At 41.2% G+C, this 22819-nt stretch carries 26 protein-coding genes and 1 other RNA gene; 18 read left to right on the plus strand and 9 right to left on the minus strand.

The window, feature by feature from the left end; all coding sequences use genetic code 11:
• Window positions 1-19: 19 nt before the first annotated feature.
• Window positions 20-991: a KpsF/GutQ family sugar-phosphate isomerase gene (locus OC457_RS01630; RefSeq protein WP_080174455.1), complete on the minus strand. Its 972-nt coding sequence runs from the start codon at window positions 989-991 to the stop codon at window positions 20-22.
• Window positions 992-1006: 15 nt separating this feature from the next.
• Entirely contained in the window at window positions 1007-1966 is a 960-nt protein-coding gene (locus OC457_RS01635; protein ID WP_080174456.1) for a calcium/sodium antiporter, read from the minus strand.
• A gap of 528 nt (window positions 1967-2494) precedes the next feature.
• Between OC457_RS01635 and mlaF the strand changes: the two genes are divergently transcribed.
• Genes mlaF through murA form a run of 7 tightly spaced genes read left to right on the plus strand, consistent with a single transcriptional unit; the run spans window position 2495 to window position 7177 of the window.
• On the plus strand, window positions 2495-3295 hold the full coding sequence (gene mlaF, locus OC457_RS01640; RefSeq protein WP_080174457.1) for a phospholipid ABC transporter ATP-binding protein MlaF: 801 nt from the start codon (window positions 2495-2497) through the stop codon (window positions 3293-3295).
• 60 nt (window positions 3296-3355) lie between these two features.
• The gene (gene mlaE, locus OC457_RS01645; protein ID WP_080174458.1) at window positions 3356-4138 is read left to right on the plus strand and encodes a lipid asymmetry maintenance ABC transporter permease subunit MlaE; all 783 of its coding nucleotides are present in this window, start codon (window positions 3356-3358) and stop codon (window positions 4136-4138) included.
• Window positions 4139-4191: 53 nt separating this feature from the next.
• Window positions 4192-4668, plus strand: coding sequence for an outer membrane lipid asymmetry maintenance protein MlaD (gene mlaD / locus OC457_RS01650; protein ID WP_080174459.1), 477 nt, complete (start codon window positions 4192-4194; stop codon window positions 4666-4668).
• Window positions 4669-4682: 14 nt separating this feature from the next.
• Window positions 4683-5318 carry a phospholipid-binding protein MlaC gene (gene mlaC / locus OC457_RS01655; RefSeq protein WP_080174460.1) on the plus strand — a complete coding sequence of 212 codons (636 nt, stop codon included), beginning with the start codon at window positions 4683-4685 and terminating at the stop codon, window positions 5316-5318.
• Window positions 5319-5320: 2 nt separating this feature from the next.
• The gene (locus OC457_RS01660; RefSeq protein WP_080174461.1) at window positions 5321-5632 is read left to right on the plus strand and encodes an STAS domain-containing protein; all 312 of its coding nucleotides are present in this window, start codon (window positions 5321-5323) and stop codon (window positions 5630-5632) included.
• 19 nt (window positions 5633-5651) lie between these two features.
• Window positions 5652-5906 carry a BolA family iron metabolism protein IbaG gene (ibaG, locus tag OC457_RS01665; RefSeq protein ID WP_045030117.1) on the plus strand — a complete coding sequence of 85 codons (255 nt, stop codon included), beginning with the start codon at window positions 5652-5654 and terminating at the stop codon, window positions 5904-5906.
• Between the two features lie 11 nt (window positions 5907-5917).
• On the plus strand, window positions 5918-7177 hold the full coding sequence (gene murA, locus OC457_RS01670) for a UDP-N-acetylglucosamine 1-carboxyvinyltransferase (protein ID WP_080174555.1): 1260 nt from the start codon (window positions 5918-5920) through the stop codon (window positions 7175-7177).
• Between the two features lie 119 nt (window positions 7178-7296).
• On the opposite strand, the gene degS is transcribed toward murA, so the two are convergent.
• The 3 genes from degS to zapG all read right to left on the minus strand — a co-directional run bounded on the left by degS (window position 7297) and on the right by zapG (window position 10443).
• Entirely contained in the window at window positions 7297-8370 is a 1074-nt protein-coding gene (gene degS, locus OC457_RS01675; protein WP_080174462.1) for an outer membrane-stress sensor serine endopeptidase DegS, read from the minus strand.
• 136 nt (window positions 8371-8506) lie between these two features.
• Window positions 8507-9877, minus strand: coding sequence for a Do family serine endopeptidase (locus OC457_RS01680; protein WP_080174463.1), 1371 nt, complete (start codon window positions 9875-9877; stop codon window positions 8507-8509).
• Between the two features lie 104 nt (window positions 9878-9981).
• Window positions 9982-10443: a Z-ring associated protein ZapG gene (gene zapG, locus OC457_RS01685; protein ID WP_080174556.1), complete on the minus strand. Its 462-nt coding sequence runs from the start codon at window positions 10441-10443 to the stop codon at window positions 9982-9984.
• 195 nt (window positions 10444-10638) lie between these two features.
• Between zapG and zapE the strand changes: the two genes are divergently transcribed.
• From zapE to sspB, 8 genes are all read left to right on the plus strand, one after another.
• Window positions 10639-11769: a cell division protein ZapE gene (gene zapE / locus OC457_RS01690; RefSeq protein ID WP_080174557.1), complete on the plus strand. Its 1131-nt coding sequence runs from the start codon at window positions 10639-10641 to the stop codon at window positions 11767-11769.
• Between the two features lie 300 nt (window positions 11770-12069).
• On the plus strand, window positions 12070-12498 hold the full coding sequence (gene rplM, locus OC457_RS01695) for a 50S ribosomal protein L13 (RefSeq protein ID WP_045030122.1): 429 nt from the start codon (window positions 12070-12072) through the stop codon (window positions 12496-12498).
• Window positions 12499-12513: 15 nt separating this feature from the next.
• A complete protein-coding gene (gene rpsI, locus OC457_RS01700) occupies window positions 12514-12906 on the plus strand; it encodes a 30S ribosomal protein S9 (RefSeq protein WP_060998307.1) in 393 nt (130 codons plus the stop codon).
• A gap of 476 nt (window positions 12907-13382) precedes the next feature.
• Entirely contained in the window at window positions 13383-13973 is a 591-nt protein-coding gene (gene petA, locus OC457_RS01705; protein WP_080174465.1) for a ubiquinol-cytochrome c reductase iron-sulfur subunit, read from the plus strand.
• On the plus strand, window positions 13973-15238 hold the full coding sequence (locus OC457_RS01710) for a cytochrome b (RefSeq protein ID WP_080174466.1): 1266 nt from the start codon (window positions 13973-13975) through the stop codon (window positions 15236-15238). Before petA ends, OC457_RS01710 begins: the two co-directional genes overlap by 1 nt.
• Entirely contained in the window at window positions 15235-15972 is a 738-nt protein-coding gene (locus tag OC457_RS01715) for a cytochrome c1 (RefSeq protein ID WP_080174467.1), read from the plus strand. The genes OC457_RS01710 and OC457_RS01715 overlap by 4 nt, the downstream gene beginning before the upstream one ends.
• A gap of 85 nt (window positions 15973-16057) precedes the next feature.
• Entirely contained in the window at window positions 16058-16696 is a 639-nt protein-coding gene (sspA, locus tag OC457_RS01720) for a stringent starvation protein SspA (protein WP_065167032.1), read from the plus strand.
• 2 nt (window positions 16697-16698) lie between these two features.
• On the plus strand, window positions 16699-17205 hold the full coding sequence (gene sspB, locus OC457_RS01725) for a ClpXP protease specificity-enhancing factor (protein WP_080174468.1): 507 nt from the start codon (window positions 16699-16701) through the stop codon (window positions 17203-17205).
• A gap of 73 nt (window positions 17206-17278) precedes the next feature.
• On the opposite strand, the gene OC457_RS01730 is transcribed toward sspB, so the two are convergent.
• Genes OC457_RS01730 through OC457_RS01745 form a run of 4 tightly spaced genes read right to left on the minus strand, consistent with a single transcriptional unit; the run spans window position 17279 to window position 20578 of the window.
• Window positions 17279-17821 (minus strand): BON domain-containing protein, encoded by a 543-nt coding sequence (locus OC457_RS01730; protein WP_080174469.1) that lies wholly within the window; start codon window positions 17819-17821, stop codon window positions 17279-17281.
• Window positions 17822-17824: 3 nt separating this feature from the next.
• On the minus strand, window positions 17825-18415 hold the full coding sequence (locus tag OC457_RS01735) for a phosphoheptose isomerase (protein ID WP_080174470.1): 591 nt from the start codon (window positions 18413-18415) through the stop codon (window positions 17825-17827).
• 2 nt (window positions 18416-18417) lie between these two features.
• A complete protein-coding gene (locus OC457_RS01740) occupies window positions 18418-18792 on the minus strand; it encodes a YraN family protein (RefSeq protein ID WP_080174471.1) in 375 nt (124 codons plus the stop codon).
• Entirely contained in the window at window positions 18770-20578 is a 1809-nt protein-coding gene (locus tag OC457_RS01745) for a penicillin-binding protein activator (protein ID WP_235866929.1), read from the minus strand. The genes OC457_RS01740 and OC457_RS01745 overlap by 23 nt, the downstream gene beginning before the upstream one ends.
• Window positions 20579-20681: 103 nt before the next feature.
• Between OC457_RS01745 and rsmI the strand changes: the two genes are divergently transcribed.
• The 3 genes from rsmI (at window position 20682) to mraZ (ending at window position 22814) form a co-directional block, all read left to right on the plus strand.
• Window positions 20682-21542: a 16S rRNA (cytidine(1402)-2'-O)-methyltransferase gene (gene rsmI, locus OC457_RS01750; protein ID WP_080174473.1), complete on the plus strand. Its 861-nt coding sequence runs from the start codon at window positions 20682-20684 to the stop codon at window positions 21540-21542.
• Between the two features lie 153 nt (window positions 21543-21695).
• Window positions 21696-22084: RNase P RNA component class A (rnpB, locus tag OC457_RS01755), an RNA gene on the plus strand.
• Window positions 22085-22355: 271 nt separating this feature from the next.
• Entirely contained in the window at window positions 22356-22814 is a 459-nt protein-coding gene (gene mraZ / locus OC457_RS01760) for a division/cell wall cluster transcriptional repressor MraZ (protein ID WP_080174474.1), read from the plus strand.
• The last annotated feature ends 5 nt before the right edge of the window (window positions 22815-22819 follow it).

Genomic DNA, 22819 nt, shown 5'->3' on the forward strand with positions numbered 1-22819 from the left:
TTTTATTGAGGTAATCGTGTTACAGGACACCGGCTTTAAGTAAATCGTGCATATTTAGCGCCCCAACTAATTGGTTATTCTCTGTTACCAATAAGCCATTAATTTTGTTATCTTCCATTAATTTTAGCCCTTCTGCGGCTAAAAGTTGTGGTGAAATTGTTCGTGGGTTACTTGACATCACATCGCCAATACTGGTGTTGTGAATATCAATATGATTATCCAGTAAACGGCGTAAATCACCATCAGTAAAAATACCACGTAATTGTTGGTTATGGTCAACAATTGCCGTCATTCCTAAGCCTTTATGTGATATTTCTAATAGCGCATCTTTGATACTGGCATGCTCTTCAATCATAGGTAGTAACTCGCCACTATGCATTACATCAGCAATACGCAGTAATAATTTACGTCCTAATGCGCCTCCTGGATGAGACAGTGCAAAATCATCAGCAGTAAAACCACGAGCTTCCATTACAGCAATTGCGATGGCATCTCCCATAACGAGAGTGGCGGTTGTACTTGAGGTTGGTGCGAGATTTAACGGGCAGGCTTCTTTATCAACCGTTACTTGAAGATTCACCTGTGCCATTTTAGCCATGCTAGATTCAGGTTTGCCTGTCATGCTTATCATCGCAATACCAAGGCGCTTTATAACTGGCAATAATGCAAGAATTTCAGCAGCTTCACCTGAGTTTGAAATCGCAATCACGACATCACTTTTTTTGATCATACCTAAGTCACCATGACTGGCTTCTCCTGGATGAACAAAGAAAGCAGGGGTTCCTGTGCTGGCCAATGTTGCGGCTATTTTTCGGCCAATATGTCCTGATTTTCCCATTCCCATGATTATTACTTTGCCTTGGCAATGAAGAATTAACTCACAGGCAAGGGTAAAGCTGTTATCAATATAACAACGGATTTTTTCAAGGGCTTGTAGTTCAGTATCAAGTACTTTTTTACCATGGCTGCAAAAATCAAACTGACCAGACATCAGAGAATGCTCCTGTTATGCGGCGATATTAAGAAATAAGAAAGCTTGGTAAGCGATAAAACAAATGACTAAAATTCCGCCTTCAATACGATTAATTTGACGGCGCTTACCTAGGGCCATGATTAATAATAAAATTGAAACGGCTAACATAACATAGAAATCACGGCTCATAGCCAGTGGACTTAATGCTGATGGATTAAGTAATCCTGGAATGCCCATTACGGCTAAAATATTAAAGATATTAGAGCCGATAATATTACCGACAGCCATGTCATCTTCACCTTTAAATACGCTGGCGACTGAGGCGGCTAATTCTGGTAAACTCGTACCCACTGCGATAATGGTTAATCCAATCACTAAGTCACTCATGCCATAGTATTTAGCGATAGTAACTGCTGACTCTACTACCATATCTGAAGAGTATAAAAGTAATCCTAAGCCAATAAATACCCAGATAATCGCTTTGGTATTACTGACATCTGTTGGAATTTCTGATTGTTGTTCTTCAACTAATGGATCACTTTTACTGTCTCGGCTAATTTTAAGCATTACGATTAAGAAAATAGCAAACAGAACGGCAAGAATAATGCCTTCGTGACGGCTTAAATAATTATCCCATAGAACAGCACCGGCAATCACGGTAACGCCAAGCATTATGGGTAGTTCACGGCGAATGATCGTTGAACTAATACATAACGGTTTGATGATGGCTGTAATACCGAGAATTAGTGCAATATTGGCGATGTTTGACCCCAGCACATTACCGACCGCGGTATCAGTTTTATCTGCCAGTGCAGCGGTGGCTGAAACCATCATTTCTGGCGCAGAAGATCCCATTGCCAAAATAGTCATACCAATAACCAGTGGCGCAACACCGAAGTTTTTCGCTAATGCAGCTGCACCATATACCAATCTATCGGCACTCCAAACCAGTAAAGCTAATCCGATACAGAGCAACACAATGGCTTCTAGCATGTTAATTCCTTTTTAGTACGACCCGCTAAAAAAGCGATTTTTAGTCAATTGATGAAATATTTCCAATTTGAGTTGCCAATTTTGACGTTAACTCATGCAAAAGGGAAGCATAAGCCAATACTTATTATCATCTTGGTGTGGTTTGGGGAGATAGCTTGATTAACTACTGCTGAATCAGAACCGATTAAGGTAGGGAAAAGAGACTTATCTGTTTACACTATTAAAACGATGTTTTATTTTAAGTGGCTTATAATGAGCTTAATTTGTTTTAGAATGGAATAAAGCGGTTAGGGTCGGTTTTATCTTAAATGTATTATTTTTAATAAAAATCCACTATTAAAGCATGATAATACTGCGCTTTGGTTGAGTTGATGTTTAATTCCTCCTATCATCGGTGCGCTATTTTTATAATATCTACTGATTGTTTTTAAGTTATTTATTAAAAAGTGACATAAAAGGCTGTTGTGTCAAATAACATCAATATTCATCGCTTACACAAGCTAGTTAGCGAGAGGTAACGTAAATATAATGCTCAATGATGATGTACTTGTTTCGATTAAAAACATGAGTTTCTCCCGCGGTGAACGGCTTATTTTTGATAATATTAGCCTTGATATTCCACGTGGAAAAGTCACTGCTATTATGGGGCCTTCAGGGATTGGTAAAACAACCTTATTACGTTTGATTGGCGGCCAGATTATGCCAGATAATGGTGAAATATGGTTTGATCAATGGAACATACCGACATTGCGCCGCAGTGAACTTTACCAAGCGCGTAAACGAATGAGTATGTTATTTCAATCAGGGGCATTATTTACTGATATGACGGTGTTCGATAATGTTGCTTTTCCATTACGAGAACACACCCAGCTACCTGAAGATTTACTGCGAACATTAGTACTACTAAAATTAGAAGCGGTAGGTTTGCGTGGGGCTGCACAATTGATGCCTAATGAGTTATCAGGTGGTATGGCGCGTCGAGCGGCCTTAGCACGTGCAATTGCTCTTGATCCTGATTTAATGATGTACGATGAACCTTTTGTTGGTCAAGATCCTATTACGATGGGAGTATTGGTCAAGTTAATCCGCGATCTTAATCAAGCCTTAAATATTACCTCTGTGATTGTATCTCACGATGTACCTGAAGTAATGAGTATTGCTGATCATGTTTATATTCTCTCTGGTGCTAAGATCATTGGTTGTGGAACTCCTGAACAATTACGTAACGATATTAACCCTCAGGTTCGACAGTTTTTAGACGGTGATGCTGATGGGCCGGTGCCTTTTCAATTTCCAGCCCAACCATTAAGTGATGATTTGTTTGGTTAATATATCGCTCTGATTGCTGCTATGGCGTCAGTGTATGACAATAGAGAATATGAGCAAAAAATGATAATTGATGCTATTTCCCGATTGGGACGAGCGACCATCGAAAAATGTCAAGCATGTGGACGAGCAAGCTTGATGTTATATGGAGCGTTAGTGTGTAAGCCACAACCAGTAAAAATGTTGCCATTATTGATCAAACAACTGTATTCAGTTGGAGTGTTATCAATGGCGATTATTTTAGTGTCGGGGCTATTTATTGGTATGGTATTAAGTCTGCAAGGTTACTTGGTTTTAGCCGGATATGGTGCTGAAACCAGCCTTGGACAAATGGTGGCATTATCTTTATTACGTGAGTTAGGACCTGTGGTAACGGCACTACTATTTGCTGGTCGGGCGGGGTCTGCATTAACGGCTGAAATCGGATTAATGAAAACCACGGAACAACTATCAAGTATGGAAATGATGGCGGTAGATCCATTGCGTCGTGTGATTGCACCACGTTTTTGGGCGGGTGTTATTTCAATGCCATTGTTAGCACTGATGTTCTCTTTAGTTGGACTTTGGGGGGCACAATTGGTCGGTGTTGATTGGAAAGGGATTGATTACGGTAGTTTTTGGTCAGTGATGCAATCATCGGTTGATTTTAGTACTGATATTGGTAATAGCATTATCAAGTCAGTGGTATTTGCTATCGTCATTACGTGGATTGCAGTCTTCAATGGTTATGATGCCGTACCAACATCGGAAGGGATCAGTCGTGCGACAACCCGTACCGTAGTTAATTCATCGCTGGCGGTACTTGGACTGGATTTTGTGTTAACAGCATTAATGTTTGGTAGCTAAACATTCACTTAGCCGCATGTATACGACGGCATAAATTACATGGATAAAAGATAATGCAACAAAATAAACGATTAGAATTATGGGTTGGTGTGTTTATGCTAGCCGGTATTGCGGCCTTATTAGTGTTGGCGTTTAAAGTGGCTAACATTCAAAGTTTTGGTAGTGCTGAAACCTATACTCTTAAAGCGCACTTTGACAATATTGGTGGCTTAAAAGTACGTTCACCAGTGAAAGTTGGTGGTGTTACCGTTGGTGAAGTAACATCGATTACCCTTGATGAACAGACGTATGTGCCAATTGTTACTCTAAATGTGAATAAGAAATTTGGTTATTTTCCTGAAACCAGTTCAGCATCTATTTTGACCTCCGGCCTATTAGGTGAGCAATACTTAGGTATCAATCCTGGGTTTATTGATACTGATACTGAGATGCTGCATAACGGTGACTTAATTGAAGATACTAAATCTGCGTTAGTATTAGAAGATATGATTGGTCAAGTGCTATATAGCCTTGGCGGTGATAAGAAATAAGAAGGAGAATGACCATGAAATTTGTACGAGGCTTAATGCTGTGTTTGCTTGCTATTCCTATGCTGGCTCAAGCAGCAACGATTGATCAAACTAACCCTTATAAAATGATGGATAAAGTATCAGCACATTTATTTGGTACGTTAAAAGCTGAACAAGCAAAAATTAAAGCTAACCCAGAAGAATTACGCGTGATAGTGAAACAAGAGCTATTACCCTATATTAATACCCGTTATGCCGCTTACAAAGTTTTAGGCTCTAATTTACGTAACACGACAGCGGCACAACGTGATGCGTTTACGGCTGCTTTCACTGATTATTTAGTGGCGTCGTATGCACAAGTATTGACCCAATATACGGGGCAAAAAATTGAATTAGAATCACCTAAGCCTGTACCTGCAGATCGCAGTATTATTTCAGTTCGTGTTGATATTGTTGATCCACAACGTCCACCTATTCGTCTTGATTTTAAATTACGTTTGAATAAAAAAACCAAAGAATGGCAGGGATTTGACATGGTTGCTGAAGGAGTCAGTATGCTTTCAACGAAGCAAAGTGAATGGAGTGGTCAGCTACGTACGAAAGGTATTGATGCTGTAACACAAAGTTTACGTGATTTGGCCGCAAAGCCGATCCAAATTGAGAATAAATAACCATGACTGCTGATAAGATTTGTTGGCAGGTAATTGCGGATGGACAATACCGCTTGTCAGGGTCGTTAGATCGTGACACAGTGCCCGCTTTTTGGCATCAGAGAAAGCAATGGATGCCACATAATCAGCAATTAACACTCGATCTTGCTGACTTGTCTCGAGTTGACTCAGCGGGCATGGTAATGTTGCTGCATTTGTGCCAACACCTTAAGCAAACAGGGAGTTGTGTAATATTACACAATGTACCTAAGCAGCTTAAGACGCTGTTTCGCTTAAGCCATATCGAACCAATGTTAGCAGCTTGCATGGAGTAAGCTGTAGAGAGGATAGCTTGTGGAAATCTCTGAGATTAAACAAATTCTAGAAAGTGCTTTAGACGTTGATGAAATCATCGTTAAAGGTGAAGGTAGCCACTATCAAGTGATCGCAGTGGGTACATTATTTGATGGCATGAGCCGAGTTAAAAAACAACAAACAATTTATGGTCCGTTAATGGATCGTATTGCAGCAAACGACATTCACGCGTTAAGTATTAAAACATATACGCCTGAAGAGTGGGCACGTGATAAAAAATTAATGTCGTTATAGAGAGCTAAATGATGCAAAAGTTTCGTATTCAGGGCGGTGGCCCATTAAGCGGTGAAGTGGCTATTTCTGGCGCTAAAAATGCAGCGTTACCGATTTTATTTGCAGCATTACTTGCTGATGGTCCGGTAGATATTGCCAATGTTCCTCAGTTACGTGATATTGATACTACAATGGAATTACTGTCACGTTTAGGCGTGAAAGTCTCTCGTAATGGTTCGGTTGTTCATATTGATGCTCGTGACGTTAATGAGTTTTGTGCACCGTATGATTTAGTGAAAACTATGCGTGCATCTATTTGGGCATTAGGTCCATTAGTCGCGCGTTTTGGTCAGGGTCAAGTATCATTACCTGGCGGCTGTGCAATTGGTGCGCGTCCGGTTGATTTACACATTGTGGGTCTTGAGCAACTTGGCGCAACCATCACGCTTGATGAAGGTTATGTTAAAGCTTCTGTCGATGGTCGTCTTAAAGGCGCACATATTGTAATGGATAAAGTCAGCGTTGGCGCGACAGTGACTATTATGTCGGCTGCAACATTAGCAGAAGGCACGACGGTTATTGAAAATGCAGCGCGTGAACCTGAGATTGAAGATACTGCAGCATTTCTTAATGCTATCGGTGCGAAAATTACAGGCGCAGGTACGGCAACCATCACCATCGAAGGTGTTGAGCGTCTTGCTGGTGGTTGCCATGAAGTGGTTGCTGATCGTATTGAAACAGGAACATTCTTAGTGGCTGCTGCTGTTTCTGGTGGCAAGATTATCTGTCGTAACACTAAGCCTGAACTGCTTGAAGCGGTATTAGCGAAGCTAGAAGAAGCGGGTGCATTAGTTGAAACAGGCGCTGATTGGATCAGCCTTGATATGACAGATCGTGAGCTTAAAGCGGTGAATATTCGCACTGCGCCGCACCCAGGTTTCCCTACTGATATGCAAGCGCAATTCTCACTATTAAACTTAATCGCCAAAGGCACTGGTATTATTACTGAAACGATTTTTGAAAACCGTTTTATGCATATTCCAGAGCTAATCCGTATGGGTGCTCATGCTGAAATCGAAGGTAATACTGTGATTTGTGGTGATACCGAGGGTCTAAGTGGTGCACAAGTGATGGCTACCGATTTACGTGCATCTGCAAGTCTTGTGATTGCGGGTAGCATTGCTAAAGGCGAAACCATTGTTGATCGTATTTACCATATTGACCGTGGTTATGAGTTTATTGAGCAGAAATTCAGCGCGTTAGGTATGAATATCGAACGTATTTCTGAATAAGCTATCGCTACAATTGTTTAGATAGCTAAATAAAAAGCCTCGTAATTCCTTGTTAGTTAAAGGATATATGAGGCTTTTTTTTATTGCTGTTTATTGTGGGCTAATATTGTAATAGCTACTTATTTCGGTGGATTAGTAACGGGTGGTCTATTAGCGACCGTCACTGGAATCATCATGGTTTTACCATTACGTAAAATTTTGACCTGAATGTGAGTGCCAGGACGAATATCCGTTACGATATCACGTACACTTTGCACATTTGTGACTTCTTTACCGGCTATTTCAGTCACAATATCATTTTTCTTAAATCCCGCTTTTGATGCTGGGCCACTCGGATCCATGCCATCAACAATGATGCCATTAACTTTAGCAACATCATAAAGTCGTGCCATTAATGGATTTATTTCACGACCTTGAATCCCAATCCAACCTCGAATCACGCGTCCATCAGCAATCAATTTTTGCATGATCTTAATCGTTAGCTGATAAGGGATAGCAAATGAAATGCCATAGGTTTCAATATCAGTGGCTTGTTGAAAAGAGGCCGTATTAATTCCCACCAATTGACCATCCGTATTGACTAAAGCTCCGCCTGAATTGCCCTTATTTATAGCTGCGTCTGTTTGTAAAAAATCTTGGGGTCCATAAAAGCTCATGCCAGAACGTCCCGTTGCTGAGATGATACCAAAAGTAGTGGTTTGTCCGAGGTTATATGGATTACCGATGGCAAGAACGACATCACCAACAGCCGCTTTATAATGTAAATTAACCGGAATGACGGGAAGATTATCGGCATTAATTTTTAATACCGCCAGATCTGTTAATTGATCTAAACCGATCAATTGTGCATTGAGAACGCGACCATCTTGTAGCGCGACAATGATCTGATCAGCATGGGCAACAACATGATAGTTAGTCACAATATAGCCCTTATCACTCATAATCACGCCAGATCCTAGCCCTTGAGTTCGCAACTCACGTTCTTCGTTATTATTATTATCATAACGGCGGTTATAAATATTAACTACAGCAGGGGAAGCTCGACGAACAGCATAATTAAATGAAAGCGGGGTTGAGTTGTTATCTGATAATAAAGACTCTGGTGTCGTCGAACGTAAATCAGGGACGGCAATCAATACAATAATGGCTGTGATAAGGCCGAGAACAATAGAACGACCAAAAAATGCCAGCATTAACGGTCCTTATAAAATGAATAAGAAAAAGGTGCTAACAGAATAGCACCCCTCTGAAGTGAGACCAACTATTGTACTGATTGCCATTGCTACATTGAGTTGACAATCATATCTAAGTGATCACAATTAAATAAAATTAACGAATAATCAGATATAACACATTATTATCTCGTTGAATTTCTAATGCGATGACTTTAGGTGGGTGGTCTAGTGCCTTACGTAGTTGATTAAGGTTATTGATCACGGTTCGATTGAGACCAATAATAATATCCCCTTTTCGTAATCCTGTTTGTGCTGCAACCGATCCTTTAACTAGCTGTGAGATCTCAACGCCATGCGCTTTTCCATTTACGGTTACATTCGTAAATTGCGCTCCAGTTAGGCTTGAATGAAGATCATCTGCGTTAATGCTATTCGCTTTGCTCGCACTAAGAGTGACAGTGAATTGCTGTAATTTACCATTACGCATGGCTTGTAAGGTTAAGGTTTTTCCTGCTCCTAATGTTGCCACTTTAGCGCGTAATTCACTGAATGAACGTATCGGATTACCATCTACAGAAGTAATTATATCGCCAGCCTTTAACCCCGCTTTTTGTGCCGCTGAGTTTGGCATAACTTGGTTTACAAATGCACCTTGGTTGGTGTCATAACCAAATGTTTGCGCTAATTCGGCGGTGAGTTCACGCCCTTGCACACCTAGCGTACCTCGTTGAACGTGGCCAAATTTAATGATTTGTGCCGTCAGGTTATTAACCATATTAGATGGAATGGCAAAGCCAATGCCGACATTACCTCTATCTGGTGCCAGTATTGCAGTATTAATACCAATGAGTTCACCATTGAGATTAATCAGAGCACCACCAGAGTTACCACTATTAATTGCGGCATCGGTTTGAATGAAATTTTCAATATTTTCCAGATTTAAACCACTACGACCTAAGGCTGATACAATTCCAGAGGTAACGGTTTGTCCAAGCCCAAAAGGATTACCAATCGCAACGGCAAAATCACCGACACGTAATTTATCTGAGTTGGCTAATTTCATCGCTGTTAATTTTTGCGGGGTATTGATTTGCAGTAACGCAATATCTGACGATTTATCACTACCAATCAGTTTAGCTGTGACTTCGTGGCCATCATAAAGTTGAACCATGATTTTATCAGCGTTATTGATCACATGCTGATTCGTTACAATATAGCCTTTATCAGCATCAATAATGACACCTGAGCCTAAACCTCGAAAAGGACGCTCTTGAACCTGTTCGGTTGGAAAATCAGGCCCAAAGAAAAAACGATAGGAGTCAGGTAGTTGTTGTTTTGAAAGCTGCTTGCCTTCAATCGCGATACTGACAACAGCCGGTGTGACTTGCTCAAGCATAGGTGCAAGGCTAGGCATTGATTGATTATTGACGGTAATAGGTAATGCAGCATTAGCGGCAAGGGGAGTCATCAGCGTACTAACTGTTAACGCTAATGCACTAATAACGAAAAGGTTTTTTTTACGCATAATTTAACTCCGAGTTAACAAGTTAAAGTATGACTTGCTAACTGGAATTAAGTTCCCGTGATTATACTTTTCTTGTTAAGTCGGCGCGGTATTACGGGATTATATTAACTTGCTTTTGCTTGTGGTTCTGCCGCTGGAATTTCATTGTCTTGAATGGCAGTGGGTTTATCACTAAATAGCCCTGTTGCACCATTGGCGTAATCTCGTGGTTGATGATCCATTACTTCATCTTCAATGGGTTCATTATTTTCTACTGCTTCTAACGTTGCAATTCGTTGTGCAAATGGGTTGTCTTGAGTGGGCAAATTGGGCATAAGTTCCGCTGATGTTTTTGCCATATGCTCATAAAGTTTACTGTAATCTTTAGAGACGTTATCTAATAATTCAGCACTACGGGCAAAATGATCAACCAGTTCTTGTCGATATTGCTCTAATTCATACTTTGATTTATCAAGATCTTTTTTAAGTGATATTTGTTGGTTTTGGTTTTTATTGGTCAAGCGACTGATGATGTAACCAACAAAGATCCCTGCAATAAAAATAGCAGCTGCAATAATCCAACTCATGGTCATGATAACTCCTTGTTATTTTTGGTGTTAATTCGTGTTTTTTAAGTCAAAATACTGTTTATTTATCTGTAATAACGTTATTACTATACCTTGAGCCGGATGTGCATGATACTTATTCAATCATATATTGTGACAAGTGATGCTCTGATTTTATGGCAATAAGATGAAAAGGAATAACATCAAATGAAGATGCTGACACCACTTAATAAATATAATGCAGACCTGCAATGTATTGATTTTTTTGCAGACTCAGCGCAAGCCGCCGCGGTGGCTCATTTAGATGATTTATACCATCGGTTAATTACCCCCATTAAGCCATTACCTGCGACGACAGAATGGCAACGATTATGGTCAGTAATTAAAACATTATTACCTATCTCAGATAGCAAAGCAGATATCGTGCCAGTAAAAGGGCTGTATTTCTGGGGAGGGGTTGGACGCGGTAAAACCTATTTAGTCGATACCTTTTATGAGTGTTTGCCTACTCAACGGAAATTAAGGATCCATTTTCATCGTTTTATGTATCAAATTCATCAACAGTTACAACAGCTTGATGGGGTTGAGGATCCGCTAGAGCATGTGGCAGATAATTTTAAACAACAAACCGATATTATTTGTTTTGATGAATTTTATGTTAGTGATATTACCGATGCGATGATTTTGGCAACCTTGCTTGATGGTTTGTTTAAGCGAGGAATTACTTTAGTCGCAACGTCTAACATTGCTCCCCATGATTTATATCGAAATGGTTTGCAACGTGCACGATTCTTACCCGCGATTGCGCTTATTGAACAGCATTGCCACATCGTTAATATTGATTCAGGTATTGATTACCGTTTACGAACATTGGCACAAGCTGAAATTTATTATTCGCCATTAGGGCCACAAGCCAATGACAATTTAGCGCATTACTTTGAACAGTTGAGTGTAGAACCGCGCTATAACACAAAAGATATTATGATTAATCAGCGACCAATTCTCGCTCAACGTGAAGCCAATGGTATTGTTCAATTTAGCTTTCAGCAATTATGTCAAACCGCACGTAGTCAAAATGATTATATTGAGATAGCACAATTATATCATACCGTGTTGGTGGCTGATGTGATGGTAATGAAAGAACACCACCAAGATGCTGCTCGACGCTTTATTGCTATGGTCGATGAATTTTATGAACGCCATGTCGTCTTGATCATGTCAGCTGAAGCCCCATTAACTGAACTATATATTGAAGGTCGATTATTGTTTGAGTTTAGGCGTTGTTGCTCACGTTTAATTGAAATGCAAAGTGAGCAATATCTAGCAAAAACACATTTGGTTGATTGATGGTAAATGATAGACAACAGCAATTATTTGTAAATTTCGTGTGATTAGCACACATTAAGTTGTGATTTATTGGCCTAATTAGCAATTAATGAGCGTCGATATGAAAAAAAACCATTTTTTTTGGGAAAAAAGGTGATTTTTTCCGCACCCTTCTCTATAATCTTGCGACCCACCGTACCTGTATGGCGAAAGCCAGGAGTGCCACCCACTCGAAGGGGTGATGACTGGGCTCTTAACAGAGGAATCATCATTTGATGGTTCTAGTAAGTGAAACTATTTAAATAATGGGTATTAATTAGCATGAAAACTTTCGTTGCTAAACCAGAAACTGTAAAACGTGACTGGTATGTTGTTGACGCTGAAGGTAAAACTCTAGGTCGTCTTTCAACTGAAATCGCTTCTCGTCTACGTGGCAAGCATAAGCCGGAGTACACTCCACACGTTGACACTGGTGACTACATTGTAGTTATCAATGCTGAGAAAGTAGCAGTAACTGGTAAGAAGCGTACAGATAAAATGTACCATCACCACACTGGCTTCATCGGCGGCCTTAAGTCAATCAGCTTTGATAAGCTAATTGCTAAGAAACCAGAAATGGTTATTGAAACTGCTGTTAAAGGCATGCTTCCAAAAGGTCCTCTAGGCCGTGCTATGTTCCGTAAGCTTAAAGTTTACGCGGGTACTGAGCACAACCATGCTGCACAACAGCCTAAAGTACTAGACATCTAATTGGGAATTATGACAATGGCAGAGAATCAATACTACGGCACTGGTCGCCGTAAAAGCTCAGCAGCTCGCGTTTTCATCAAACCGGGTACTGGCAACATCGTAATCAACAAGCGTAGCATCGAAGAGTACTTCAGCCGCCCAACAGCGCGCATGGTAGTTCTTCAGCCTCTAGAGCTTGTAGGTATGACTGAGAATTTTGACCTATACATCACTGTTAAAGGTGGTGGTATCACTGGTCAATCTGGTGCTATCCGTCACGGTATCACTCGTGCTCTTATGGAATACGATGAAACTCTACGTCCTGCACTACGTTCAGCTGGCTACGTTACTCGCGACGCTCGTTGCGTTGAGCGTAAGAAAGTTGGTCTACGTAAAGCACGTCGTCGTCCACAGTTCTCTAAGCGTTAATATTACGCTACCAGGTTTTATATCTGGTTTACTGTGTACAGAAAAGCTCAGCCCTCGGGTTGGGCTTTTTTTTATGTCGCAGTTTTTTATGGTGTAGTTTGCTTACCGTTGGTAAATTACTTATTTTCGCACCTCGCACCTCGCACCTCGCACCTCGCACCTCGCACCTCGCATCTCGCACCTCGCACCTCGCACCTCGCACCTCGCATCTCGCACCTCGCACCTCGCACCTACTATTTTCCTATAAACACCCATGCATAATAACGAAAAAGACCCTATATCCAACATTTGTTGCTAAACAAGAGCTTGAACTTGTGAATATGCTGACCTTTACTTATTCTTTAAATGTTGATGATAATTTAAAACTGTAGCAAAGTTGTTACTGCCTTCTTTTTTTTGTTAGGCCTCAAGCTAAACGTTAGGGATATAAAAAAGAGCAAATAAAAAATCCAAGCAGGAGCTATTGGAGAAAATGGATGAGCAATGTGCGAATAAATAATGGAAGACGTCGCTTTTTAACGGCAACAACGTCCGTCGTTGGCGGTATTGGTGCGATTGCAATTGCAGTCCCGTTTATTAAATCATGGAATCCAAGCGAACAAGCGAAAGCAGCTGGAGCACCCGTTGAGGTTAATATTAGTAAATTAGCTGACGGACAAATGATCCGTGTTGAATGGCGAGGAAAACCCGTATGGATCGTTCGACGCAGTCAAGCCGTCTTACAACAATTAACGACGCATAATGATCAACTTCGAGATCCTATCTCTGAAGAACCTCAGCAACCAACTTATGCCCAAAACGACTACCGTTCATTAAAGCCTGAAATATTTTTAGCTGTGGGTATTTGTACTCACTTAGGTTGTTCACCGACGTATTTACCCAATAGTTTTAGTGAACAGGTTAATGGTGTTGCTGCTGGTTTCTTTTGTCCCTGTCATGGATCGACCTTTGATATGGCTGGTCGTGTATTTGCAGGTGTGCCTGCTCCGCTTAATTTGGTCGTTCCTCCGCATCAATTCTTAGATGATGACACTATTTTGATAGGGCTTGATAAGGAGATGGCATAATGGCGGGTTTAGTTGATTGGATTGATAAACGTTTACCTGTAACTAATGCGTACCGTAAGCATTTATCACAATACCCAATGCCAAAGAATTTTAATTTTTGGTATGTTTTTGGTTCATTAGCGATGTTAGTGCTAGTGAATCAAATCGTTACTGGCATTTGGTTAACCATGAATTATGTACCATCAGCCGATGGAGCATTTGCTTCAATTGAATACATAATGCGTGATGTTGAGTATGGATGGTTACTGCGCTATATGCACTCTACCGGAGCATCAGCATTTTTTGTGGTGATTTATTTACATATGTTCCGTGGCTTAATTTATGGCTCTTATCAAAAACCACGCGAGCTATTATGGTTGTTTGGGATGTTGATCTTTTTAGTGCTGATGGCAGAAGCCTTTATGGGGTATTTACTGCCATGGGGACAAATGTCTTACTGGGGGGCGCAGGTTATTATCTCCCTCTTTGGGGCTATTCCTGTGATCGGTGATGATCTCACGTTATGGATTCGAGGGGATTATGTCATTTCGGGAGCCACACTTAATCGCTTCTTTGCATTGCATGTTATTGCTTTACCGTTAGTTTTGTTATTGTTGGTAGTATTGCATGTGCTGGCATTACATGAGGTGGGTTCAAATAATCCTGATGGTATTGATACGAAGTTGCCTAAAGGTAGCCAAGGTGATGACTATCAAACCCAGTTCACTTTTCATCAAGATTATACTAGAAAATACGACATTATTGATTCGATCCCGTTTCATCCTTATGGCACAGTAAAAGATCTGATTGGGATCGCAGTGTTTGCATTGTTCTTTAGTTATGTGATCTTTTTTGCGCCGGAGATGGGTGGTTATTTTTTAGAAGCGCCTAATTTTGAAGCCGCTAACCCAATGAAAACCCCAGAACATATTGCGCCTGTTTGGTATTTCACCCCGTTTTATGCCATTTTGCGGGCTGTCCCCGATAAGTTGCTAGGGGTTGCTGCGATGGGCGCTGCCATTATATTTCTGTTCTTATTACCGTGGTTTGATCGTTGTCGAGTACGTTCATTTCGTTACCGCAGTAAGGGGCATTTAATCAATCTGGCTCAATTTACCGTGAGTTTTATCGCATTGGGTATTTTAGGATCGTTACCTGTAACGCCATTGTTCACTGTGCTAGCTCAAATATTTAGTTTTACCTATTTTATGTTTTTTATTGTGTTGTTTTTCTACAGTAAAAATGAAGCGACTAAACCGCTACCGAAGAGGGTGAACTTTAAATGAAACAATGGATTGTAGGATTACTGTTGTGGTTGCCGATATGTGCTGTTGCAGGTGGTGGAAATGCCAATTTAGAAGCCGCTAATAATGATCTGACCGATCAGGCATCTTTACAGCGTGGCGCACAATTGTTTGTCAATTATTGCGCAGGGTGTCATTCAACTCAATATCAGCGTTATGAAAGAGTGGCAACTGATTTAGGGATCCCTCTTGATCTTATGCGGCAAAATTTAATCTTTAACCCTAATGCAAAAATCGGCGATTTAATGACGAATTCAATGTCAAAGCAATATGCAGCGGCTTCTTTTGGTGCGCCGACACCTGATTTAACGATGGTGGCAAGGGTACGAGGTACTGATTGGCTATATACGTATTTACATGCATTTTATGCTGATCCTAGTCGTCCATTTGGCGTTAATAACAGCCTTTTTCCTAGTGTAGGTATGCCACATGTGCTTGAAGAATTACAAGGTGTACCGCGTAGAATCTATGAAACTCAAATGATCGATGGTAGCCCAACCGAAGTTCTTATGGGTATTGAAACCGATGGCAGTGGCAGCTTAAATTCCCAGCAGTATGATACTGCGGTACGTGATTTGGTGAATTTTTTAGATTACTCCGCCGAGCCAATGAAGCTAGAGCGACAACGTTTAGGGTTATGGGTAATAGGGTTTATTAGCATATTCTTGGTATTAACGGTGTTGTTGAAGAAAGAATATTGGCGTGATGTCCACTGATAAGGTAATCTAGTGGGTTAAGAATCTCGCAATGGGGGCTCAAGTCTCCGTTGCTTTTTGTGTATTAAATATACTGGAGGGGTTGATGGCTGTTGCTGCCAATAAACGCTCTGTGATGACTCTGTATTCTGATGCTTCAGACATCTACAGCCATCAGGTGCGTATCGTACTAGCTGAAAAAGGCGTTAGTGTTGAAATTGAGCTGGTTGATCCAATGAGCCTGCCGGAAGATCTGTTAGAATTGAACCCATACAGTTCAGTTCCAACATTGGTTGATCGCGAATTAGCGTTATACCAAGCTAACATTATCATGGAGTACTTGGATGAGCGTTTCCCTCACCCACCTCTAATGCCTGTTTATCCTGTTGCCCGTGGTAATAGTCGTTTAATGATGTACCGTGTTGAACGTAACTGGTACTCATTAGCGGATAAGATTAACTCAGGTACTGCTGATGAAGCTGATAAAGCACGTAAGCAATTACGTGAAGAGTTATTAGCGCTAGCACCTGTATTTGCTGAATACCCATTCTTTATGAGTGATGAATTTAGCTTAGTTGATTGCTACCTTGCTCCACTACTATGGCGTTTACCTGAAATGGGTATTGAGCTAAGTGGTACTGGTGCTAAAGAAGTGAAGGCTTATATGACGCGCGTATTTGAACGTGATTCATTCCTTGCTTCTTTGACTGAAGCTGAACGTGAAATGCGTTTAGCTGGCCAGTAATTATGGATATGGAAAATATGACGCCGCGTCGCCCTTATTTGCTACGCGCGTTTTATGATTGGTTGGTTGATAATGACCTTACGCCACATTTAGTCGTTGATGCGACATTGCCTGGTGTTAAGGTTCCAATGGAGTTTGTTAGTGATGGTCAAATCATCCTTAATATAGCTCCAATGGCTGTGGGTAATCTAGAATTGAGCAACGAAGCGGTTAGCTTTAGTGCACGTTTTAGTGGTCGTCCACATTCTGTTATCGTACCAATGTATGCTGTTTTGGCTATCTATGCGCGTGAAAACGGTGCAGGTACGATGTTTGAGCCAGAAGCAGCATACGATACTGATTCTGCTATCTATGATGATGAGCAAGCGTTAGAAGACGAAAGCGCTGATGATATGGTTGCGCCAACAGTTTCACCATTTGCAGTCGTTACTGAAGCGGCTGACGGTGATGAACCTGATGATGAGCCACCACGCCCACGTGGTCGTCCAAGCTTACGCGTTGTCAAATAATATTGGCAATCTGCTAAAATAAAAACGCAGCCATTGGCTGCGTTTTTTTATGGTGTAATAACGAAGGTCTGCGTTAGAAAGTGGCTGGTTTTTCAAACAGTGTAATAACGTGTTCAACCCCTGAAATGTTACGTGCAATATTAGTCGCGATTGCTGCTTGTTCGGGAGCGACATAGCCTAATAAAAATACGCGTTTATTTTCAGTGATCACTTTAATAACGACATTGGTCAGTTGTTTACTGGCAATGAGTTGTGATTTCACTTTAGTCGTTAACCACGCATCTTCACTAATGCTGGTCATTGTTAACAACGGTCGTACTTGAATTTGATCATAAATACGATCAGCACCAGTCAAATGACGCACTTGGTTAACAAATGCGTGTTTAATTGGCAGTGATGTTGCTTGTCCAACCAATAATATGGTCCCACCAAGAGCTATACTATCGACACTTAATTGTTTGGTATATTCACGCGTATGAGTAATGCCAGCAATATCCATTTCTATTTTTTGATCTTGCCAGTGCTGACTATTATTGCGTGGATCTTTGGTTGAAAACACAGAGCATCCTGACAAGGATAGGCTTGATATAACCAGTAACGTCAATAACCACTTCATCGATTAACCTTCGTTATGCGGAAATAAAACTTGATCAATTAAATCGCATAAACAGTGGACTGTTAATAAATGGCCTTCTTGAATACGGACTGTACGTTGTGATGGAATGCGTATTTCAACATCTTGTATACCGAGCAAGCCCGCCATTTCACCACCGTCCTTACCCGTTAAGGCAATGATCGTCATATCACGTGTAAGAGCCGCTTCCATCGCTTTAATGATATTTTTACTATTACCGCTCGTGGAGAGTACAAATAAAATATCACCCGCTTGACCTAAAGCGCGAACTTGCTTTGAAAATACCTCATCATGGTGATAGTCGTTGGCAATTGCCGTTAAAACAGTACTATTTGCTGTCAGTGCAAGTGCTGGAAGACTTGGTCGTTCAATTTCAAAACGATTGATTAAGCATGATGCGAGTTGTTGAGCATTTGCTGCTGAACCGCCATTACCACAACTTAAAATCTTATTACCATTTAATAAACTTTGAACCATCACTTGTGCAGCTTTTGAAATCGCATCAGGTAGTGCTTCTGCTGCAGCAATTTGGGTTTGAATACTTTCGGTAAAACTTTCTCGAATGCTCTCTAGCATGACTAACCTTCAACTAATATATTAGTAAACCACTCAATATGGTGGTGATGACCTTGAATGGCAATGACATCAAAGCGAAATTGACAATGCTCAATTGAGAAGCCATTTTTGAGCATCCAAAAAAAAGCCGCCCGTTTGAGTTTTTGTTGTTTTCGCCAATTAACGGCTTCAACAGCAGAACCATAATGAGATTGCGTTCGGTATTTTACTTCAATAAACACCAAACATTTACCTTGTCGCATGATTAAATCAATCTCACCACTACGGCAGCTAAAATTTCGTGCAATAGGCGTTAAATGATGGCGGCACAAATATTGTTCCGCCATTCGTTCGTAGACTTGGCCAATCTGACGTTTACTGGGCAGAAGTCTCACCATTTATGAGATTTATATTATCAGCGGTATTGGATATTGGTGCTGTTGGCGTATGAGTTGCTGATGATAGGGGGGTTATTCCGTCGCTACTAAATTTTCCCCAATCTACTTGTCGCTGAACAACACATTGGTTATCGACTGTAAGTTTTCCTGTTTCCCCTTGAATACTGTAATCATGATTAGCGCGCATCTCTGGTAATTGTTTCGCGATCAAGTAAGCATCCATACCAAATGCATGTAGACGGATACTGGTATTACCTTGATTTGGCCATAGCTGATTAAAACGTTCCATATATGCTGATTGTGGGTTGATCAGTAATGGAATATCGCTGACTTCGATACCACGTAATTCACTATTGGTATTATGACTATCAGGGTTACTGCGTGAGCTGGTATAGATTTGTGCTGGATTACCTGTTGGCGGCATTGCTGCTTCAATAAAAGGTTTTAGCATCATCACTTCATTGCGACTTGCGACCATGTAAATAGCATCGGCATGCCTTCCTGTACCATGCCCAAAAGCGGCTCTTATTTGTTGCGGTATTTGAGCTTGATTACCAAAACTAACCGTTAATGCTGATTGACCATCAAGTTGTGACCATTGCTGATTAAATGCTTGTGCGACACGTTGGCCATAACTATTTGATGGTACTAGTACTGCTGGGGTGCGATGACCTTCAGCATAAATACGCTGTGCAGCTTGTTGAGCTTCTTGTTCTGGTGATAATGAAAAATAACACGCATTGGGTTTATTATTACTGATTTGTGATGGCATATTTAACGCCAGCATATTGATATGGCTGGTATTATCTTGTTGGAATTCAGTGATAATATTTTTACGTAGTGGGCCGACAACAAACTGGGTACCGTTTTGTTGTAGTTGTGCCATGATTGTTGGGATTGATTGAGCTTCAGTATCATAAATATTGAGCTCATTATCAGCATCACGGTTTTTATCATCCATCATTGCATTGATAAAACCATCACGAACAGCTTTACCTTGTTCGGCAAAACGACCTGAAAGTGGTAATAACAACGCAATATTATCAAGTTTAATCGCTTTCATCTCGATTAATGCTTTTAAATCAGCGGGTAAATATTGATTCGCCGGATGTTGAGGGTGACGAGATAACCATTGTTCAAGTGCTTGTTTGAGTTTCATCGGTGATAAGGTCGCGCTATTTTTCAACATTGCGAGTTCAACCCAACCTTTGAGTACACTTTCGTTATCTGTTAGCTTAACACTGCCTAATTGAGCATTGGTATAACCTGATAGATCATGCCAAACTTGTTGCCAGTTAGCCGATTTTTGGCTGCGATCTAAATAATAATCCAGTTTAGTACGTTCACGTGCAGCTTGGAATTGGTGGTTTAACTGTTCCAAGAGGTTGGCACGTAGGGTGTAATAACGTTGATATTGACTCTTGGTTAGTTGCCATGACGGTTGAAAATTTAAACTGTTCAGTGCCGCTTGTGGTTGACCCTGATGCTCACGAACCATTGCACGCGCAAGTTGCCATTCCGCAATTTGAGTGGGATTCATAGATTGCTGTGAGAGTTTAGCAATCCATTGATCGGCTTGTTGCCATTTATTTTCGAGAATCATTGCCTTAACAGCCATGATCTCCCAGTTAGTACGCTCTGCGCCATCGCTGGTATTGGCTTTACTTAAATAGGCGGTTGAGCTTTGAGCGGCTACCGCAGTAATATCCGTTAATGGCACCTGATTATTATACAGATTTGGCGTGCTACACCCTGCTAAAGCAACAGCAAGGGCTACAGGCGCCATTAGTCGTGATACACTTTTACGCTTATGGGTAAAATTGGGCATTGAATTTATTCAACTGTGACAAATTACTTTTGATATTAATTGCAGATGAGATCTTAGACAAATGAGTGAGAGCAATTCAGGCATGGTAGATGTCGCCACGTTGTACATCGTACCAACACCTATCGGTAATCTTGCTGATATAACGCAGCGCGCATTAGATGTATTAGCAAACGTAGATTTAATTGCTGCTGAAGATACACGTCATACATCGCGATTGTTGTCCCATTTCTCTATCTCGACCCGCACCTTTGCGCTTCACGATCATAATGAACAGCAAAAAGCTGACTTTTTGATTGAGAAACTTCAAGCCGGTACCAGTATTGCACTTGTGTCAGATGCTGGTACGCCGCTGATCAGTGATCCAGGGTATCATCTTGTTAATCGCTGTCGTCATGCGGGGGTTAAAGTTGTGCCATTACCGGGTCCATGTGCTGTTATTACAGCATTGAGTGGTTCTGGTTTACCTTCTGACCGTTTTAGCTTTGAAGGTTTTCTTCCTCCAAAAAGTAAGGGTCGCCGCGATTGTTTTCAAGCATTAGCTGACGATGCGCGAACATTGATCTTTTATGAATCGCCACATCGAATTAATGAATCCCTAAATGATATGTTAGCTGTGCTTGGCCCTGATCGCCAAGTAGTATTAGCGCGTGAGTTAACAAAAACTTATGAAACTATCTATGGAGCACCACTTAGCGAGTTGATTGATTGGATTGCAGAAGACAGTAATCGTGTTCGTGGTGAGATGGTAATTTTAGTTGCGGGGCATCGTGCGCAGAAAGATGAACTCTCGGTAGAGGTTCTACGTACACTGACGTTACTAGCGAAAGAGCTACCGCTTAAAAAAGCGGCGGCATTAACCGCAGAGATTCATGGCGCGAAGAAAAATGCATTGTATAAGTGGGGTCTAGAAAATCTAGAATAAGCATTTTGTATGATTGTTTAGATTTGCTTACAGGGCTGTAGAGCGTGGATTTTATCAACGAATTAAAATTGAGCCGTTGGTTTTTTGTTCAAGCTGTAATTTTGGTGATTTTTTCACTGGTAACTGTGAGCGTTGTCTTATACAATTCTCTGCGGAGTTGGTCAGGTAATCGCTGCTTCATTGGTAACCTTCGGGAAATCAATGGAGGGGAGGAAAGTCCGGGCTCCATAGGGCAGGGTGCCAGATAACGTCTGGGGGGCGCAAGCCCACGACAAGTGCAGCAGAGAGCAAACCGCCGATGGCCCATTGCTTGCAATGGTGCACAGGTAAGGGTGAAAGGGTGCGGTAAGAGCGCACCGCGCGGCTAGTAATAGTTTGTGGCAGGGTAAACTCCACCCGGAGCAAGACCAAATAGGTCCCTAATGGCGCGGCCCGCGTTGGGGACGGGTAGGTTGCTTGAGTCTGTGAGCGATTGCAGACCTAGACGAATGATTGCCGCCGCGAAAGCGGAACAAAACCCGGCTTATCGACCGACTCCCTACATTTAGAGAAGGTGGTGTTTGATTACAAGCACCACCTTTTTTTCGTTTTATTTTCCGCCAAAATTACATTTCGCAATCAGATTTATTTAGCCACTGTTAGAAATGTGTCTGAATTACTGCCAATTGCTTGACATCGTTTTTGTCTCATACGTACACTTTGTGGTGGGAATTTGTGGGGAAAAGTGGTGTTGTCGCATTATCTTTGTTGTTATGCTGCTAAAATGAGTGATTAACGTACTATTTTACTGTGTAATTTAATCGAGATCCCCCAATGTTAAGAGGTGCCACTAACGTTGTAATTGATGATAAAGGTCGCTGGGCAATGCCTAAGCGTTACCGTACTGCATTAATAGAGCAATGTCAGGGACACTTTGTTTGTACTATCGATCACCAGTTTTGTTGCTTGTTGCTATATCCCATTGATGAATGGGAACGAATTGAAGCTAAATTAGTACGTCTATCAAGTCTTCATCCCGCAGAGCGCCGCTTACAACGATTGTTGCTTGGCCATGCTAGCGAATGTGAACTGGATGCGCAGGGACGGATATTAATTCCACCGACGTTAAGACAATATGCTCAGTTAGCGAATAAAATAATGGTCGTTGGGCAGCTAAATAAATTTGAAATTTGGTCCACGCCGTTATGGCAACAGCAAATTGAACATGATATCGACCTTCAGGCTAAGGATATGCTGGAATCTTCCCCGCGCCTTAGTGAGCTTTCACTTTAGCTGAA

Source organism: Photobacterium toruni (genome assembly GCF_024529955.1).
GTDB classification, from domain to species: Bacteria; Pseudomonadota; Gammaproteobacteria; order Enterobacterales; family Vibrionaceae; genus Photobacterium; species Photobacterium toruni.

Bases quoted from the DNA above. Each gene is read 5' to 3' on its own strand.
- mlaD (WP_080174459.1), top strand. From the start codon at position 4,192: ATGCAACAAAATAAACGATTAGAATTATGGGTTGGTGTGTTTATGCTA.
- mlaC (WP_080174460.1), top strand. From the start codon at position 4,683: ATGAAATTTGTACGAGGCTTAATGCTGTGTTTGCTTGCTATTCCTATG.
- rsmI (WP_080174473.1), top strand. From the start codon at position 20,682: ATGAGTGAGAGCAATTCAGGCATGGTAGATGTCGCCACGTTGTACATC.
- OC457_RS01740 (WP_080174471.1), bottom strand. From the start codon at position 18,792: ATGGTGAGACTTCTGCCCAGTAAACGTCAGATTGGCCAAGTCTACGAA.
- OC457_RS01635 (WP_080174456.1), bottom strand. From the start codon at position 1,966: ATGCTAGAAGCCATTGTGTTGCTCTGTATCGGATTAGCTTTACTGGTT.
- OC457_RS01660 (WP_080174461.1), top strand. From the start codon at position 5,321: ATGACTGCTGATAAGATTTGTTGGCAGGTAATTGCGGATGGACAATAC.
- rpsI (WP_060998307.1), top strand. From the start codon at position 12,514: ATGGCAGAGAATCAATACTACGGCACTGGTCGCCGTAAAAGCTCAGCA.
- OC457_RS01735 (WP_080174470.1), bottom strand. From the start codon at position 18,415: ATGCTAGAGAGCATTCGAGAAAGTTTTACCGAAAGTATTCAAACCCAA.
- OC457_RS01745 (WP_235866929.1), bottom strand. From the start codon at position 20,578: ATGGCGCCTGTAGCCCTTGCTGTTGCTTTAGCAGGGTGTAGCACGCCA.
- OC457_RS01710 (WP_080174466.1), top strand. From the start codon at position 13,973: ATGGCGGGTTTAGTTGATTGGATTGATAAACGTTTACCTGTAACTAAT.
- mlaE (WP_080174458.1), top strand. From the start codon at position 3,356: ATGATAATTGATGCTATTTCCCGATTGGGACGAGCGACCATCGAAAAA.
- murA (WP_080174555.1), top strand. From the start codon at position 5,918: ATGCAAAAGTTTCGTATTCAGGGCGGTGGCCCATTAAGCGGTGAAGTG.
- sspB (WP_080174468.1), top strand. From the start codon at position 16,699: ATGGATATGGAAAATATGACGCCGCGTCGCCCTTATTTGCTACGCGCG.
- petA (WP_080174465.1), top strand. From the start codon at position 13,383: ATGAGCAATGTGCGAATAAATAATGGAAGACGTCGCTTTTTAACGGCA.
- degS (WP_080174462.1), bottom strand. From the start codon at position 8,370: ATGCTGGCATTTTTTGGTCGTTCTATTGTTCTCGGCCTTATCACAGCC.
- OC457_RS01715 (WP_080174467.1), top strand. From the start codon at position 15,235: ATGAAACAATGGATTGTAGGATTACTGTTGTGGTTGCCGATATGTGCT.
- mraZ (WP_080174474.1), top strand. From the start codon at position 22,356: ATGTTAAGAGGTGCCACTAACGTTGTAATTGATGATAAAGGTCGCTGG.
- sspA (WP_065167032.1), top strand. From the start codon at position 16,058: ATGGCTGTTGCTGCCAATAAACGCTCTGTGATGACTCTGTATTCTGAT.
- mlaF (WP_080174457.1), top strand. From the start codon at position 2,495: ATGCTCAATGATGATGTACTTGTTTCGATTAAAAACATGAGTTTCTCC.
- OC457_RS01680 (WP_080174463.1), bottom strand. From the start codon at position 9,877: ATGCGTAAAAAAAACCTTTTCGTTATTAGTGCATTAGCGTTAACAGTT.
- OC457_RS01730 (WP_080174469.1), bottom strand. From the start codon at position 17,821: ATGAAGTGGTTATTGACGTTACTGGTTATATCAAGCCTATCCTTGTCA.
- rplM (WP_045030122.1), top strand. From the start codon at position 12,070: ATGAAAACTTTCGTTGCTAAACCAGAAACTGTAAAACGTGACTGGTAT.
- zapG (WP_080174556.1), bottom strand. From the start codon at position 10,443: ATGAGTTGGATTATTGCAGCTGCTATTTTTATTGCAGGGATCTTTGTT.
- OC457_RS01630 (WP_080174455.1), bottom strand. From the start codon at position 991: ATGTCTGGTCAGTTTGATTTTTGCAGCCATGGTAAAAAAGTACTTGAT.